This window comes from Myxococcales bacterium (assembly GCA_016716835.1).
Taxonomy (GTDB): domain Bacteria; phylum Myxococcota_A; class Polyangia; order Haliangiales; family Haliangiaceae; genus JADJUW01.
The window spans coordinates 3,154,799-3,170,456 of record JADJUW010000001.1; the positions used below are offsets into that span (position 1 = coordinate 3,154,799).

Consider the following 15,658-nt stretch of genomic DNA (forward strand, 5'->3'; position numbering starts at 1 on the left):
TACGGTCACAATTAGTTGGAGCGCCACGTTCGAGAAATCCAATAATTTGAGCCACCACGCGAAAAACGAATGATGTCGTTCTCGGACGAAATCGTCGGAATCGCTGCCGCGGAGCCAAAGCCAAGCACCGCGCCGTTTGGTTTGACCAGGCTTAGTCCAACATCCAGCCAGCGCGCCATCTCGAACGTGGCTTTTGACGTTGCAACATCGAACGTCCCAATAGCGCCCAGCTCCTCTACGCGAGATTGCTTGGCCTCGAGATTCGCAAGCCCAAGATCACGGCTGCAGGAAAGGATAAAGGCCCATTTTTTTGCAATGGGTTCGACGCCGACCATCGCGACGTCGGGTCGCATGATTGCCATGGGCACGAGCGGGAGACCACCGCCCGAGCCGACGTCAACGAGCATTTTGGCATCACGCGGAATAAGGCGACTGGCGACGATGCCATCAACGCAATGGTCAAGCACATCGGCAATATTCTTGGCCGCGGTGACGTTAATTTTCTTGTTCCAGCGCAGCATAGCCTCTGCAAATGTTTCCATTTGTTTGCGCCGTTCCTCAGAGAGTTCGGCGAGGAAATCCGCGGCAGAAAAGGCCATGGCGCTTGGCTACCACAAGCCTCGACATATGACCACAATGTCCGGTTTTCGGACAATAGAAATACGCCGACAAATGAACCATCGATAATCAAGCAGTAGCAAATGAGCTTAGGAAGAGGTGGGAGGCAAAACTACACCGCGCCCTTTGAAGCCGCCGCACGACCGCAAATGTGAGGTCGCCAAAGGTTCTTGCCTGAGCAGGCCTGGTATGGCCCTCTATGCTGCACTAAAATAAATGGCCAAGTGGTGCCGTTGTTTGACCGGCACCGCTGTCAACCGCCCGCGCATGCCTGAATCACAACAACACCTGCTCATCGTCGACAGCGACGCTCCGAGCCTGCGCGTGCTTGAGGTGATGTTGCGCAAGGCGGGGTTTCACGTCGCCTGCGCCACGGACCTCGCTGAGGCGCAGGCCTATCTGGCCAGCGCGACCCCAGACTTAATTGTGAGCGAGGTTTTCTATACCTCCGCACAGCCCGGGGTCACCGAGGCGGCGCGCCCAACGGGTGGGTACGACCTGCTACGGATGGTCCGAGCTTCGACGCGTTTTGAAAACACGGCGTTTGTGTTCGTGACCGCGCTCACCGACGTCGAAAGTAAAATAGCGGGTCTCGAGCTGGGCGCCGACGAGTTTCTGACGAAGCCTATTTTTGCAAAAGAGATAGTCGCGCGCTTGCGCCTGATCTTGCAGCGCCGGTCGCACAACAAGTTGACGCAGGCGGCCGCGGGTGATCGCACGCGCTTTGCGGGCCAGCTCGCGGACATGGGCGTCGTCGATCTATTGCAAACCGTCGAGATCAGTCGCAAGTCGGGCGCGATCGCGTTGGCAGACCTCGAAAATCAGGTCGGTACCATCTATTTTAAGGATGGAAGTGTCGTTGACGCGCAGCTCGGGATACTGCAAGGCGAGCGCGCGATCTATCGCTTCTTAACGTGGCTTGACGGCAATTTCGAGGTGACCTTCCGCGACATCCCAAATGAACGTCGCATCACGACAAGCACCCAAGCGGTGCTTATGGAGGGCCTGCGACGGCTCGACGAATGGAACCGTCTATGCGAACAGCTGCCGCCGCTGGGTCACAGGCTCGACTTTGACATGGCGCAGGTCAGGCGGCGGCTGGGCGATGTGCCTGATGAGTATAATGACCTGTTGCGCTTGCTGGACGGCAAGCGCACGGCTTTGCAAGTAATCGACGCGAGTGGGGTTGCTGACCTAGAGGCGCTAGCCCAACTCGCCAAGCTCTACTTCGAGGGCTTGCTGCAGGACCGGGGGCCAGCGGAAGGCGCCGGCGCCGAGGCTGTTGCTGCAACGGCGGCGCGCGCCGTCGGCGGCAACGTGAACCCCGCGCACGAAACAGTTAGTTTCGAAGAAGCCTTCGACGGCGTGCCCTCGCGCGTGACCGAATCCGAACATCTGGAGCAACTGCGCATGCCCGCGTCTCCACCGGTAGCAACCATTACGCCTGGGTCATCTGACACGTCATTGTCGACGGAGCCAAAACAAACCAGTCCGCACGCCGCCAAGGTCACCGCACCGCAACGCTTGGCGATAAGGCCGCCGATTACGGTGCCGGCGGTTATTACGCCACGCCGGCTGAAACCAAACACCGCGCCGCTTGGACAAGAGCCGCTACGTTCTGCGCGCAATCCCCTAGACTCGCTGTCCCCGCCCATCTCGGGCGCGACGCCGCGCACGATTACGAGCAAGGCCGCCGAAATCGCTCGCGCCGCGCTAAAAGCAAATGACGAGTTTGAAAGCGATACGGCGACGCGCCAGATAGTCCCGCTGGGGATGCCGAAAGCAGCCTCCCTCATGCCTGGGATGGCGGGCATGTCGCAGGGGCAAATGCTGCTGGCGCAGCTCGCGAGGACGGCTGCGCCATCTGGCGATGAACCGTTGCAACGGGTGACAATTACGCCGCGTGCGCGGCGAACTGGCGCGCCGCTTGCGGGCGATGGCGTGCCGGTGGCGATCGGCCTCGCGCACGCGCAAGGCGGGTCGGGCGAAATCTCATCACCGCGCCAAAGCCGACGTCGGAGTGCGCTCATCGATGCCGCGATCGTACAAGCCGCTGTAGAACCAAGTGGCGCAATTGCGCGCAGCGCAGGCTTGGTCGAGCACGAGGTCAATGAGTTTTCTTCGACCGAAGTGACGGAGGAAATGACAGATCCGGGCCTTGGTAAACTGCTTCGGCCACGAGGGCTTGCGCAGCCACGCCTCCTGCCGGCGCCGCTCATGCCACAAACCGTCGCAAACTTGCCGATGCCAGCACCGCCAGTTCCGTGGACGCCGCCAAGCCGAGAAGAAATTGTGCCTGGTATTTCAAACCCTCCCGGCGGAGGAGTGGCACAAGCGGCGGGTGCAATAGATCCCGAAGCGGTGACAGCGGCACGCGAACAAGCGGCGGCGGCGGCGGCAGCACGCGAGCAAGCGGCGGTGGCGGCACGCGAGCAAGCTGCGGCGGCGGCACGCGAGCAAGCGGCGGCGGCGGCACGCGAGCAAGCTGCGGCGGCGGCACGCGAGCAAGCTGCGGCGGCGGCGCGCGAACAAGCGGCGGCAGCGGCGCGCGAACAAGCGGCGGCGGCGGCACGCGAGCAAGCGGCGGCAGCGGCGCGCGAACAAGCGGCGGCGGCGGCACGCGAGCAAGCGGCGGCGGAAGCAGCGGCACGTGATTTAGCCGCGGTAGCGAGCACGTCGGCGATGAAAGCGACGCCACTTGCGCAAGCGTTGCAGTTCGAAGAAGTGTTTTCAAATTTAGGTGTCGATGACCACGCCCTAACAACGGCCGATGTCGTTGAGGTGGCCGAACAGACTCCCGCTCTGAGTCGAACACGAACGAGCGAGCACTCGGCCGTCACGGAACTTTCCGTGTCACGGGTGGCGCCCCGCGCGCCGACGGCGACCGACATCGCGGTGCCTCGTACGCGCACGCGCGCGCGCGAGTCGACTGGTACATCGGCGTATCTGGCGTCCACGCCTCGGCGCTGGCCGATGGTGCTGCTAGGTGCGATCTGTCTCGTTGCGGTCGCGGTGGCTGCGCTTTGGTTGCAAGCGCGAGGGGGCAGGGCCGCAACCAGCGATCAGCCCGTCGCCGTGCCGAGCAACTTGCAAGATGCGGCAAGCGGCGGCGCCGGCCTCGCGCTCCCAGATGCCGCCACGCCAGATCCCATCGTCGATGCCATGGCGTCGCCGAAAGATGCCGCCATCGCGATCGTGCCGCCACCAGTAGATGCGGCAATCGCCGACGCGCCACCGCCAACGACAGATCGCGAAATCGAGCTTGAGGACAGCGGCGACGCTGGCACCACCGAGCCCTATCGCAAGCACCTCAGCGAGGCGAGGGCACGGCTCGAGCAAAGCGATCTACCGCGCGCCCGCCTCGCCATCGAGAAATCACTCGCTGCTAAGCGCACCGCGCGCGCGCTGCTGGTCAAGGCGGATATTTTGCGGCGCCAAGGCGAAAATACCAAGGCATTGGCCACGATCGACGAAGCCCTCGCGATGTCCAGCAACTACGCCAATGCGTGGGACGCGCGCGGCCGCCTGCTGTGGTCGCTCGGCCGCAAGGCCGAGGCCCGCGCGGCGTGGGGCGAATATCTGAAGCGCAAGCCGACTGGTGATACGGCCGAGCGAATCCGCGAGATTATAGGTCCTTGACCATGACGTCAAAGTTGCTTCGGCGCTACACCACGGGCGCATGTTGATCCTGGGGCTGGAGAGCTCGTGCGACGAAACCGCCGCCGCGGTGGTGCGGGGCCGTGGCGCGCGCGGGCACGTGCTCGCCGACGTCGTCGCGAGCCAGCACGACGTGCACCGGCCGTTTGGAGGCGTCGTGCCCGAGCTGGCGTCGCGCGCACATATTGAGCATGTGATTCCAGTCGTGGACGCGGCGCTCACGGCAGCGGGCGTGACGCTCGCCGACCTTGACGCAATCGCCGTGACCTGTGGGCCGGGCCTCATCGGCGCCTTGCTGGTCGCCGTGCAGACGGCCAAGGCGATGGCGTATGGCGCAGGCAAGCCGCTGGTCGGCGTGCATCACCTCGAAGGTCACATGAGCGCCATCTATCTTGAAGAACGCGCGCCGCCGATGCCGCATCTGGCGCTCATTGTGTCGGGCGGGCACACCTCGCTGGTGCTAGTTACCGACCACGGCAGCTACGGCGTGCTCGGGCAAACGCGCGATGACGCCGCGGGCGAGGCCTTTGATAAGGGCGCCAAGTTGCTTGGGCTTGGCTATCCCGGCGGGGTGCTGATCGACCAACTAGCCAACGGTGGCGATCCGCAGGCGATTTCATTTCCGCGCGCGATGCTGCACAAAGAGAGCAATCTAGATTTTTCGTTTAGCGGCCTGAAGACCGCGCTGCTGCACTGGGTGCGCGCCAACGGCGTGCCGGGCTCACCCGCGAGCACGGCGACCACCGCCGTTGCGCAAACGCAAAGCATGCAGGACGTTTGCGCGAGCTATCAGCACGCCATCGTGGAAGTCCTAGTGCGCAAGACGCGCGCCGCCGTCGAGGCGACCGGGGTTGCGGCGGTGCAGCTATGTGGCGGCGTCGCGGCCAACAGCGCGCTGCGTGCGGGCATGGCGCAGGCAGGGCTGGCCGACGGCTTTGAGCTCTTCGTGCCCAAACCTAGCCACTGCACCGACAATGCCGCGATGATTGCCATGCGCGGCTATTTTCGATTTGCCGCTGGTGGTCGCGATGAGCTCACGCTCGATTCGCGCGCCAATTGGCCGCTACCGCATGCGACGCCACAATGGGTGAGGGGCGCATGACCATGTTTCCCACTGCGCACGAGCTGCTGGCCAAATACGGGCTGCGTGCCAAGAAGTCGTTTAGCCAGAATTTCTTGACCTCTGATCGCGTGTTTCGCGCCATCGTCGACGCCACCGTGCAGTCAGAAATGGACTGGGTGGTCGAGGTTGGCGCCGGCATTGGCACGCTCACCGCGCGCCTAGCCCAACGCGCCTATGAGGGTAAGGTCATCGCGCTCGAACGCGATCCCGACATGATCAGCGTGTTACGAGGCGAGCTTGGGCAACACGACGTGGTCCACATCGAGCCGTGCGACGCGCTCGCCTACAACTATGAAATGGCCGCAAAGTGGGCGGCGGGTCCCATCGCGGTCTGCGGCAATTTGCCATATCACATCGCCGCGCCGCTCATCTTCCGCATCATGGAGGCGCGCGCGCATGTCAGTCGCTTGGTCGTTATGGTGCAGCGCGAGATGGCTGACCGCATCGTCGCCGTGCCCGACACGCGCGCGTATGGCGCGATGAGCGTCATGCTGCAGACCTACGCCGACGTAAAAATGGTGGCCAAGGTCGCCGCGGGCTCGTTTGTGCCGCCGCCTAAAGTTGAGTCAGCGGTGGTGCAGCTAACGCCGTTGCCGGAAGGCCGTGGCCGCTTTGACGTCGATGAAACCCACTATCATATGGTGGTGCATGCCGCCTTTGCGCAACGGCGCAAGACGCTGCGCAACTCGCTGCAGTCCGCGTTTTCGGGCGACGACGTCGCGGCCGCGCTTAGCCAGACCGGCCTCGATGGAGGCCGGCGCGCCGAGACCCTGAACCTCGCCGAATTTGGCCAACTGGCGGCAGCGTTGCCGGATCTAAAGCGGACCAATTAGCAATCTATGCCCGAGTTGCCCGAAGTCGAAACGGTGCGGCGAACGTTGGCGCCGGCGCTTGGCATGCGCGTTGATGCCGTCTTCGCATCCGGCCAAGCGTTGCGCGGTAAAGCGGTCCGCCGCGCGGAGCTGACGCCGCTCATCGGCGCTGCCTTGCGTGCCATTGATCGGCGCGGCAAATATCTCGTGCTGCAATTTGGTGCCCGCGCGATTATCGCGCATCTCGGCATGAGTGGGCGACTGTTGTGGAGCGCCGCCAGCGTGCCACGCCCCAAGCACACCCATGCCGTGCTGGCCGACGGGTGCGGTCACGAGCTGCGATTCGTCGATCCGCGGCGCTTTGGCCAATTTGAGGTCGTGATGACGCCCGCGTTGGCGGCGCACCCATCGCTCGCACCGCTTGGCGTTGATCCGATTGCCGAAGGCCTCGCGGGCGCGCAACTCGCCGCGCTCGCGCGCGCGCGCCGCACGCCAATCAAATCGCTACTGCTTGATCAAGCCGCGCTCGCCGGTGTCGGCAACATTTACGCGTCCGAAGCGCTGTGGCTAGCCAAGGTGCATCCCCTACGCGCGGCAAACCGCCTCTCGGCACATGCCTACGATGAGGTCGCGCATGGGGTGGTGCAGGTGATGCGCGACGCGATCGAGAACCATGGCACGAGCCTGCGCGACTTTGTGAGCGGCACCGGCGAGGCAGGGGGCAATGCGGGCTATCTGCAGGTCTATGGCCGGGCCGGCAAGCCGTGCCTTCGCTGCGGCGTCGCGATCAAGTCATTTGTGGTTGCGGGCCGCAACACGTACTGCTGCCCCCGTTGTCAGCCCGCACCACGCCGGGGTAAGGTAACGACGCTTTGAGCCCGACCGACGAAGAGCTCATGCTGCGCTATCAGGCGGGTGAGGTTCGCGCCTTTGACCAGTTGCTCGAGCGCTATAAGCGCCCCCTGTTTCAATTCATTTATCGCAGCGTCGGTTCGCAGGCGGCCGCGGAGGACGTACTGCAAGACACCTTCATGCGCGTCATTCGCATGAACCAAAGCTATCAACAGCAAGCCAAATTCTCGACGTGGCTCTATACCATCGCGCGCAACCTGTGCGTTGACTTCGCGCGGCGCGGCAAGCATCGCAACCATGCCTCGCTCGACGCACCCATGGGAGGCGATGACGCAAGCACGCTGCTCGATCGGCAGGCGGCGCCTGGTGGCGGGCAAGACGCGCTGCTGGGCGATGCCGAATTTAGCGCCGCCTTGCAGCGCCTCTTGGCGCAGTTGCCGCAAGATCAGCGCGAGGTCTTTGTTATGCGCGAGCTGCAAGATTTGTCGTTCAAGGAAATCGCCGACATTACCGGCAGCTCCGAGAACACCGCGAAAACCGCATGCGCTACGCGCTCGAAAAACTGCGCGGTGGGCTGGCCGAATTCTTAGTCGATGCGTAGCTCGTGCGTTACGTAGGTCGCGAGAAACGGATACGGCCATGACCTTCGCGCCTCCGGCAGCAGGCGGCCATGCAGCTTGGCATAGGCGACGAGAAACGCGCGCGTGGCGTCGTTCAGATAGCCGCCTCCGCGGATCTCTCCGAAGTCGTCGGCATAGCGCGCGCAGATCTCGGCATAAAGCGCGTCCCGCTTGGCCTTGGCGATCACCGAGGCCGCCGCCACGGCGATGTGCACGTCCTCGCCGCCATTATGGGCCTCAAGCGCGGGATGCCGTGAGCTAAGCGGTCCAAACACCGCTGTCCCGTCGGCGACGATGCGGGCACACGGTCCACTGCGCTGCTCGGCGCGTACGATCAAGGCCGTCGCAAGCTCGCGCTCGAGCACGTTGAGCTCGCCGCGCGTGACGCGCTCATCGATGACCTCCACGGTCGCGACCTCAAGCTGCGCAAAGTCGGCAATGTCGCCAATGGCCGCGGCTAGCTCGGCCCGCCGCGACTTGGCGCGCGCGCCAGCACCGAACGACTTGCTATCGGCAACGCCGAGGGCGCGCAGCCGCAGTGCCTGCGCCTCGGTGACGGCGACCGCGGCAACGACCATCTCACCGATCGCCGGCCCGCGGCCAGCCTCATCAATGCCCAGCGTAATCACGCTTGCACGACGCCGTGCTGATTGATGATGGCGTTCTCGGCGTCGCGGACGCAGGCCGCGCCGCGCCACACCACCGCGTGGCGCAGCGTCACATGCGGCGCCACACGCGCGCCGGCGCCAACGACCACGTACGGCCCAACCACCGCGCCTTCGCCGATGCGCGCACCCGCCGCGATGCGCACGGGTTCGCGAATGACCACGTCGGCGGCAATTTCGGCGCGAGGGTCGACGCCTGTGAGCGTCGCGGGCGGATGGCGCAGCACGACGCGGTCGAGCATTGCCCAATTGCTGGCGAGATAGCGCTGCGGTGTTGAGTGCTCGGCGAAGTAGCCGTCGCGATGTACGTAGGCCCCAACGTGCGCGCCGCCGCGCAACCATGGCAAATAGCCTTGCCGCACCATGCACGCCTCGCCATCGGGTAGCCGCGCGACCACCGATGGCCGCGTGATGTGGACGCCGCAAAACATATGCCGACCCGCCCCGAGAATATCCTCGACCCGCGGTACATCGCCCGCCGTATCGACCTGCACGGCGCCCCAAGCCGCGGCATCGTCGACGGGCTGCACGACCATCATGCCGAGGCTGCCGTGGGCGCGCTCGGCGATCGCAAACTGCGCGCGCAACGCGGCCACGTCAAAATCGAAAATTAGCTTGCCATTGCATGAAATAAACGGCTCGTCGGTGCCCTGCGGATCAAGCAGCGACAAGGCGTGCTTGAGGCCACCGCCCGTGCCGAGAATGGTCTCTTCCTGGCTATAGCTGAGGTTGGCGCCGAAGGCGCGGCCATCGCCAAGCTCGCGCTGAAACACGTCGCCGCGATGGTGGAGGTTGATAACGATGTCGGTGATGCCGTGCGCGACGAGATTGGCGATGCCATAGCGAACGATGGGGATATCGCACACCGGGAGCATCGGCTTGGGGCAATCATCGGAAAGCGCCCCCAGGCGCGTGCCATATCCCGCGCAGAGCAACATGGCCTTCATGGGCGGCATCCTACATGGTTTTTGACATCGCCACAAAGCGCCGCTCCACCTGCGCGCCACAAGCGTGGATGTAAAAACGATCGGCATTGGTCCACGGGATCACGGTGTAGGCCTGCATCGCCGCCAGCTTGCGCACGGCCGCGAGCAGCAGCGCGGTAGCAATGCCACGGCCACGATGAGCGGGCAGGGTGCCGGTGGGGCCAAACCAGTTCAGCGCGGCATTGTTGCCGCCGGTCGCGGCGAACCCAACGATGTCGCCAGCCGTCGTCCTCGCCAGCCAGAGCGCCTTTGCGCGCGCGCATTCATGGGCCCAGGCGTGGGAAAATTCGCCTCGAATGATCGGCAGCGCGGCCGCTCGCTGCGCGGCATCGGCTGACGAGATGGTAACGCCATGACGCGCGATCGCGGCGATCGCATGTGCCAACGCCGCCGCCGAGGGTGCGCCCGCACCTTGCAGCGGCACGCGCATGTTTAGGCACGACGCGCCGGGGCGGTAACCGCGGTGGATAAGCCACGCCCGCGCAACGGTATCGCTCGCGTCGATGCCGGGCAGCAAATAGTTGCCAGGTTCCGCATGCACATGCAGTGCGGCCGCGCCGCAGCCCGCTTCGACCGCTTGCAAGAGGCGACTGCCCAGGCCTTGGCGTCGCCACGCCGCGCCCACCGCGAGCACGCGCAGATACGCACCGCACCCGACGGCGACGCCGTGCACCTCGCCCCTAGCGCCGTGCGCGATCCAAATGGAGGAAGGTCCATGCGGCGACTCGCCGGTCAATTTTTCTAGCGCGACCAAAGCGGCCCATGGGCCATAGGCGTCGGCAATTAGCCGGGCGCACGCCTCAAGCGGCACGGCGTCCGCATCGACGCGTACGATGGTCGTGCGGCGCGCCGGCATGGCCGGCTATTGCTGGAGCTCGCAGTCAAATAAGACTTCGTCGGTAAGGACGTCGGTATAGATGGCGCGAATGGTGTCGGTGCCCGGGTCCAAGATAAGTTTGGTCGCCACTTGCGAACGCCCGTGGCCAAACACGAATTGGTCCTCCGGCAAGATCGTATCGATCGAAAGCCCATCCTCGTAGAGCAGGCCCAGCGGATTGACGTCGGACGCGCCTGGACCCACGGTGAGCTCCCACATATTGTCGAAGGCGCCATCATCCGCATCGCCCGGGCGATCGATGCGGCCGACGAAGCCCATGTGAATATCACCGGCGATGAACCATACGTTCTTGATGTCGCTATCCTTGATAAATTGCAGCAGCTCCGTGCGTTGCGCCGCATAGCCGCTCCAGCGGTCGTTAAGCGAGAGCGGCGTCATCCACGCGCCCGGCATCGCCGTCATGTTGACCGACGAAAACACGATCTTAAAGTGCGCCGTGGAGTTCGCCAGCGTGGTCTTGATAAATTCGAGTTGCGCCGGCGAAACAAACTCCGCAGCCGGCGTGCCCAGGGTCGAAGGCTTGCGCTCGCTACGTAGATCGGTCACGACGATGGTCGCGGTGTCGCCCCACTGATGCGATGTCCACACGCGGCTTGCTTCATCTCGGCGCCGGGCGACATGGCTAAAAAATGCATCTTGCGCGATCGCAAAGCGCGCCGGGTCAATCGTTTCTGGATCGTAGTTGTCGGTAACCTCGTGGTCGTCCCATGACATAAACCAGCTCGTCGAGGCCAAGAGCTCGCGATAGCCGGCCTGCGATAGTTGCGCTCCCCAACTCGCCGCATAGTCCTCTGCGGTGAGCGCCCCGTCGTTATAGACAATGTCACCCACGTGCAGCAGCAGATCTGCCGGCTCCTGCGCCATCTCCGACAACGCGACAAAAGGCACCAACTCGGCGAGCTCCGAAGGCGATGACGTGCCGACGCACGTGGTGGTGGCGAGCGTGAGCTGCTGCTTGCTGCCGGCTGGCGGCGCGGTCTTAACGCGACCGATGAGGCTGCGGCCGGCGTCGTTGTTCGCCGTGGTGAAAAAGCCGTAGGCATAAACGGTATCAGCGGCGAGGCCTTCGACGTCAACCTTGATCGCGCCGCTCGCGTCAGCGGTGGCCTCGGTTTCAAGCACCGTCATTGGCTCGCCATCGACGTCGCGCCAAACGCGCAAGGTGGCCATCGCCGCCGGCGCGGTATGCGTCCACGCGAGGAAGCCATCAAGCGTGGTCTCGCCGGCCTGCACCCCGAGTGGAAAAGCGACCAGATCCTCGGAAAGCGCGGTGTAATCAAACGCCGCTGCGGCGGCCCCGTCAATCGGTTGCGGATCAAGGCCCGCGGTCGTCGGCGACGCCGGACCGCGCTTGGTTACGCGCGGCACTAGATCGCAATTGACGCCAACTGGCCCAGCATCGTCTTTGTCGCAGCCGGCGTGCGTCATGAGCAAGGCCGTGGCGGTCGCAATCATTTTAGCTACGTGTGCGCGAGACATGGGGCTCCTTGCGGCCAACCGTCCCAAGACGGCGCTGCCGGCGCAGCCTATCCACAAGCAGCCTAAAGGGCAATATGAAGCAAATATTCAATGTTGCCGGCGGGCCCCGTGATGGGCGAAGGCACGACGTCGCTGGTTGTCCAGCCCGCCGCGCGACATATCGCACAAATGCTGGCAACCGCCGTGTCGCGATCCTCCTGGCGCACCGCGACGCCGCCGACCAGCGCCTCGCGAGGCAGCTCGAATTGCGGCTTGATCAACGCGATGATCGTGCGCGCGCGCCCAGCGCCGGCGTCTGCGAGCAGCCCCGCGACCGCGGGCAAAACGGCGCCCAGCGAGATGAACGAGACATCGATGACCGCAAGCTGAGCGCCGGCAACGGCGGCGGGTGCGACGTCGCGAATATGCTGCCTGTCCATCACCACGACGCGCGGGTCTTGCTGCAGCGACCACGCGAGCTGGCCGTACCCCACGTCGATCGCGTAGACGCGGGCTGCCCCACGACGAAGCAGCACCTCGGTGAAGCCGCCCGTCGAGGCGCCGACATCGAGCGCAATCGCGCCTGCGACATCGAGCTTATAAACGTCAAGCGCGTGCGCGAGCTTGAGCGCGCCGCGCGATACATAGTCATGCGCCTCGGCGCGGAGGCGCAGCGCGGCATCGATGGGCAGCATCACCCCGGGCTTGTCGACCCGATGATCGCCATGGAGCACCTCGCCCGCCATGATCATCGCCGCGGCCTTGGCGATGTCCGGCGCCAGGCCTTGCCGCACCACGACCACGTCGGCTCGCGCCTTGGCAACCTTGCCGCCTTTGGCCGCCAAGCCTTACCGCCCGCGCCGCGCGCGAATTGCGCGGATCTCGATTTTGGCTTCTTGGTGGCTTGGTTGGCGCGCCAAGACGCGCTGAAAATAAGTCATGGCTTCGTCGAGGCGGCCCTCGATGCGCGCGATCCGGCCGAGGAAAAATGGCACCGACGCGCCATTGGGAGCTAGCTTAAGCGCGTGTTCAAACATTGGCTGAACCTTGGCTAGCGCGGCAACGCGGTCCGTCGCCGCCACCCAGATGCACCACCCCTTGTAAGCGAGGTACTCGCCTTCCTTGTCGTTGAGCGCGATGGCGCGCTCGAATTCTTGCAAGGCGGTGCGAAAATCCTCGCTGCGCAGCGCGTGCTCGCCGCGATGGAAGGCCTCTTCGGCGGCAATCATCGCCGCCGTGGCTTTTTGCAGCTCGGCTTGCTTTTGCCGCATCGCCGCGCTGCCGCCGGCCTTGAGCACTTCGTGGTATTCGACGCGCTTGGCCTTATCCGAGAGCACCGCGAAGGCGAGGTTGATCTGTGCAAAGACTTTCTCCGCCGCGCGCGTTTCATCGTCGATGCCAAGCGCGGCGATCTTGTCAGGATGCAGCTGCCGCGCCAGCGCGAAGTAGGCCTTGGCAATCGCGGCATCTTGCGCGGCGCGGTCAAGCCCAAGGAGTTCATAGTGGTCGCCGCCGCGCTCGACGATCGCCATTTTCTCGTTGATCAAGATTTCGGCCGCCGCGGCGTTGCTGGTCTGATCGGGTCCGCCGCTCTGGCTCGGCATGCGCCGGCCACCGCCATAGAGACGGCCTTGGTCGGTCACTGACGGCACGCGATGAACCCCAGATTGCGTGCCCGCGCGCGGCACCGGGTGAACGCCCGAATATGGCGTGGCCGAGGGCACCGGCCGTACCCCAGAGTGGCCGCTGCTTTGGTTGCCCAGTGAAGCGGTGCGCTGGCGATGCGTCGGCGCACCTTGCGTAACGTTGAGTAAGCCGCCACAGAGCAGGGCGTACATCACCGCGCCGACCAACGTTGGATCGGTTTGCGGACAGCGGCGACAGATTTGATCGAAGGTCGCCTCGCGGGCCAATGCCTCGACCACAAGCTGTTCGACTGGCGACAACGCAAAGGGTCCAAGCGCGGTGTCGTCGCTCACCGGCAAGACAAACACGTCGCCAAAACGCGCGACCTCTACCCGCGCGCGTTCCTGCGTAAAGTGCTGTCGCGCGCCGACCATAATGATGGTCCTGATATCAAGGGCGAGCGACTCGGCGGTGTCGATGCTGGTGCGATCGTCCACCTGCAGCGCGCCTTGTTCGACCTGAAACGTCCGCGCCGCGGCCTGCGCGATGGCGCGCCGGCGCAGGCGCGCGGTATCTTGCATTGACAGGCCGGCAAGCCGCCCGACCGCGTCGGCTTCGGCGCGCGTGCCAGTGACCTTGCCGGCCAACGATGCCACCTGCGCTGCCGAAACGACTTGCGACTGCGCGGCCAAACGCAGCGCACCGTCGGCGGCGTACGGGCTCTCGCCGCCGACGAGCAGGCCTTGATGCAGCGCAAGCCGCACATCCTTGCCCGCGACGTTAATCGCGATCTCGCCGCTAAAGGCCTTGCTCGCCAGCCGCCAAAGCAGGCCGCCCCAAGGCCTATCAGCCAGATCACCCTGGTGCACGATGCTCATCGCGGCGCTCCCGGCGGAGGGCGCCTGGTGGGACGTTTCCGCACCCTAATTGCGTACGCAACCCCCGCCGCGCAAAACGCGAGCAGCAAGGCCGACATGATGCCAGGGGAGACCGTCAAAAGGATAGGCATGGCACGCATAGGGTCGCGGGTCGCGACCGGCTTAAAAGCGTAGCGTTTTAGTGGGCGCGGGAAAACCCTGCATCGCCAAGTATTGCGTACAATTGGCGCAATGAGCTCCACTTTCGCCCTCGACGGCAAGCGGCTGCGATTTGCGGCGGACACCCACATTGGACGCAAACGTGAGCACAACGAAGACTCGGTGGCGTTGCCCGATGGCATGCGCGTCGCGATCGTCGCCGACGGCATGGGCGGGCACGCTTCGGGGGAGGTGGCCAGCCGCATGGCGGTAGATGTCGTCACCAACTATTACCGTCGCACCGCCGATACGCAGACGCTAACGTGGCCGTACAAGGTCGACCGCGACCTGCGCGCCGAAAGCAATCGGATGACCTCGGCGATCATGCTCGCCAACCTCGAAATCTGGGAGCGCGCGCAAAAGGAAGGCAAATCCAAAGGCATGGGCACCACCTGCGTCGCGATGAGCGTGCTCGACGACGCCGTGGTCATTGGCCACGTCGGCGATAGCCGCGTGTACCGGCTGCGCGCCAATGCCCTGCGCCAAATCACCGAGGATCACTCGCTCATCAACGACTACGTCAAGATGAAGCGCGTGACGGCCGAGGAGGCCGAGTCGTGGCCGCAAAAAAACGTCATCGTCCGTGCCCTTGGCATGAAGGAGAGCGTGCAAGTGGACATCTTAGTCGAGGTGCCGATGATCGGTGACATCTACCTGCTGTGCAGCGATGGCCTGACCGGCATGCTGAGCGACGCGCAAATCGCGCACATCTTGCGCGCCGAGCGCGATCTCGACGTCGCGGTTACCACGCTGATAGAGGCTGCCAACGAAGAGGGCGGCAACGACAACATTTCAGTCGTGCTGGCGCGGATCGAGGAGGCCGCTTGAAGCTAGTGCGCAGCCCGCGCGCTGCACACACGGCTTACCTCGCGCTGGCTGGGCTTTTGGCCGCAGGCCTGCTGGTGCTGAGCTGCTCATCGCCATCGTCACCGCCAAGTGGCACGCCCACCGGCGCCGCCATCGCGCCACTTTCCGAGGTCGAGCGCACGCGCTCGGTAGAAGCCTGCGACGCCTACGTTGCGGCGCTCTGCGGCTGCGCCAAGGCTAAGCCCGAGCTGCAAGCGACCTGTGATTTAGACCTATCGCTGCAACAAGGCGTTTCGCACATGCTGACCGTTGAGGGCTCGGTGCGCGACACCGAAAAGCGCAAGATGGCGCAGCATCAATTGCGCCGCATGACGGCGACGTGTGTCGAGCGGTTGGCGCAGCTGCCCGCCCAGGGCTGCCCCTCAGCTGTGCCCTAGCGTGGCGTGGGACGCCGTCGCTT

Annotated in this window: 13 protein-coding genes and 1 pseudogene; 7 read left to right on the plus strand and 7 right to left on the minus strand. The window is 64.5% G+C overall.

From position 1 onward, the window contains the following. Nucleotides 1-11 precede the first annotated feature (11 nt). Nucleotides 12-599 (minus strand): class I SAM-dependent methyltransferase, encoded by a 588-nt coding sequence (locus IPL79_14080; GenBank protein MBK9072114.1) that lies wholly within the window; start codon nt 597-599, stop codon nt 12-14. Between the two features lie 286 nt (nt 600-885). Between IPL79_14080 and IPL79_14085 the strand changes: the two genes are divergently transcribed. From IPL79_14085 to IPL79_14105, 5 genes and pseudogenes are all read left to right on the plus strand, one after another. Next, nucleotides 886-4,257, plus strand: coding sequence for a DUF4388 domain-containing protein (locus IPL79_14085; GenBank protein ID MBK9072115.1), 3,372 nt, complete (start codon nt 886-888; stop codon nt 4,255-4,257). Nucleotides 4,258-4,297: 40 nt separating this feature from the next. Next, on the plus strand, nt 4,298-5,377 hold the full coding sequence (gene tsaD / locus IPL79_14090; protein MBK9072116.1) for a tRNA (adenosine(37)-N6)-threonylcarbamoyltransferase complex transferase subunit TsaD: 1,080 nt from the start codon (nt 4,298-4,300) through the stop codon (nt 5,375-5,377). Then, entirely contained in the window at nt 5,374-6,231 is an 858-nt protein-coding gene (rsmA, locus tag IPL79_14095) for a ribosomal RNA small subunit methyltransferase A (protein MBK9072117.1), read from the plus strand. The genes tsaD and rsmA overlap by 4 nt, the downstream gene beginning before the upstream one ends. Nucleotides 6,232-6,237: 6 nt before the next feature. After that, entirely contained in the window at nt 6,238-7,086 is an 849-nt protein-coding gene (mutM, locus tag IPL79_14100) for a bifunctional DNA-formamidopyrimidine glycosylase/DNA-(apurinic or apyrimidinic site) lyase (GenBank protein MBK9072118.1), read from the plus strand. A gap of 20 nt (nt 7,087-7,106) precedes the next feature. Then, a pseudogene (locus IPL79_14105) lies at nt 7,107-7,663 on the plus strand (RNA polymerase sigma factor). Here the strand turns inward: IPL79_14105 and IPL79_14110 are convergent. From IPL79_14110 to IPL79_14135, 6 genes are all read right to left on the minus strand, one after another. Continuing rightward, on the minus strand, nt 7,649-8,311 hold the full coding sequence (locus IPL79_14110) for a hypothetical protein (protein MBK9072119.1): 663 nt from the start codon (nt 8,309-8,311) through the stop codon (nt 7,649-7,651). The pseudogene IPL79_14105 and the gene IPL79_14110 overlap by 15 nt on opposite strands. Beyond that, the gene (locus IPL79_14115) at nt 8,308-9,294 is read right to left on the minus strand and encodes an NDP-sugar synthase (protein MBK9072120.1); all 987 of its coding nucleotides are present in this window, start codon (nt 9,292-9,294) and stop codon (nt 8,308-8,310) included. The genes IPL79_14110 and IPL79_14115 overlap by 4 nt, the downstream gene beginning before the upstream one ends. A 10-nt stretch (nt 9,295-9,304) precedes the next feature. Further along, nucleotides 9,305-10,189 carry a GNAT family N-acetyltransferase gene (locus tag IPL79_14120; GenBank protein MBK9072121.1) on the minus strand — a complete coding sequence of 295 codons (885 nt, stop codon included), beginning with the start codon at nt 10,187-10,189 and terminating at the stop codon, nt 9,305-9,307. A gap of 6 nt (nt 10,190-10,195) precedes the next feature. Then, nucleotides 10,196-11,686: an alkaline phosphatase D family protein gene (locus IPL79_14125; GenBank protein MBK9072122.1), complete on the minus strand. Its 1,491-nt coding sequence runs from the start codon at nt 11,684-11,686 to the stop codon at nt 10,196-10,198. Nucleotides 11,687-11,772: 86 nt separating this feature from the next. Further along, a complete protein-coding gene (locus tag IPL79_14130; protein MBK9072123.1) occupies nt 11,773-12,534 on the minus strand; it encodes a TlyA family RNA methyltransferase in 762 nt (253 codons plus the stop codon). A gap of 3 nt (nt 12,535-12,537) precedes the next feature. Continuing rightward, nucleotides 12,538-14,193, minus strand: a complete 1,656-nt coding sequence (locus tag IPL79_14135; protein ID MBK9072124.1) for a DnaJ domain-containing protein — start codon at nt 14,191-14,193, stop codon at nt 12,538-12,540. A gap of 231 nt (nt 14,194-14,424) precedes the next feature. On the opposite strand from IPL79_14135, the gene IPL79_14140 reads away from it, so the two are divergent. Next, on the plus strand, nt 14,425-15,219 hold the full coding sequence (locus IPL79_14140) for a Stp1/IreP family PP2C-type Ser/Thr phosphatase (protein ID MBK9072125.1): 795 nt from the start codon (nt 14,425-14,427) through the stop codon (nt 15,217-15,219). After that, on the plus strand, nt 15,216-15,635 hold the full coding sequence (locus IPL79_14145) for a hypothetical protein (GenBank protein ID MBK9072126.1): 420 nt from the start codon (nt 15,216-15,218) through the stop codon (nt 15,633-15,635). The genes IPL79_14140 and IPL79_14145 overlap by 4 nt, the downstream gene beginning before the upstream one ends. The last annotated feature ends 23 nt before the right edge of the window (nt 15,636-15,658 follow it).

Excerpts from the sequence above, each read along its gene's own strand:
- IPL79_14080 (MBK9072114.1), bottom strand. The coding sequence starts at position 599 with ATGGCCTTTTCTGCCGCGGATTTCCTCGCCGAACTCTCTGAGGAACGG.
- IPL79_14085 (MBK9072115.1), top strand. The coding sequence starts at position 886 with ATGCCTGAATCACAACAACACCTGCTCATCGTCGACAGCGACGCTCCG.
- tsaD (MBK9072116.1), top strand. The coding sequence starts at position 4,298 with ATGTTGATCCTGGGGCTGGAGAGCTCGTGCGACGAAACCGCCGCCGCG.
- rsmA (MBK9072117.1), top strand. The coding sequence starts at position 5,374 with ATGACCATGTTTCCCACTGCGCACGAGCTGCTGGCCAAATACGGGCTG.
- mutM (MBK9072118.1), top strand. The coding sequence starts at position 6,238 with ATGCCCGAGTTGCCCGAAGTCGAAACGGTGCGGCGAACGTTGGCGCCG.
- IPL79_14115 (MBK9072120.1), bottom strand. The coding sequence starts at position 9,294 with ATGAAGGCCATGTTGCTCTGCGCGGGATATGGCACGCGCCTGGGGGCG.
- IPL79_14120 (MBK9072121.1), bottom strand. The coding sequence starts at position 10,189 with ATGCCGGCGCGCCGCACGACCATCGTACGCGTCGATGCGGACGCCGTG.
- IPL79_14125 (MBK9072122.1), bottom strand. The coding sequence starts at position 11,686 with ATGATTGCGACCGCCACGGCCTTGCTCATGACGCACGCCGGCTGCGAC.
- IPL79_14135 (MBK9072124.1), bottom strand. The coding sequence starts at position 14,193 with ATGAGCATCGTGCACCAGGGTGATCTGGCTGATAGGCCTTGGGGCGGC.
- IPL79_14140 (MBK9072125.1), top strand. The coding sequence starts at position 14,425 with ATGAGCTCCACTTTCGCCCTCGACGGCAAGCGGCTGCGATTTGCGGCG.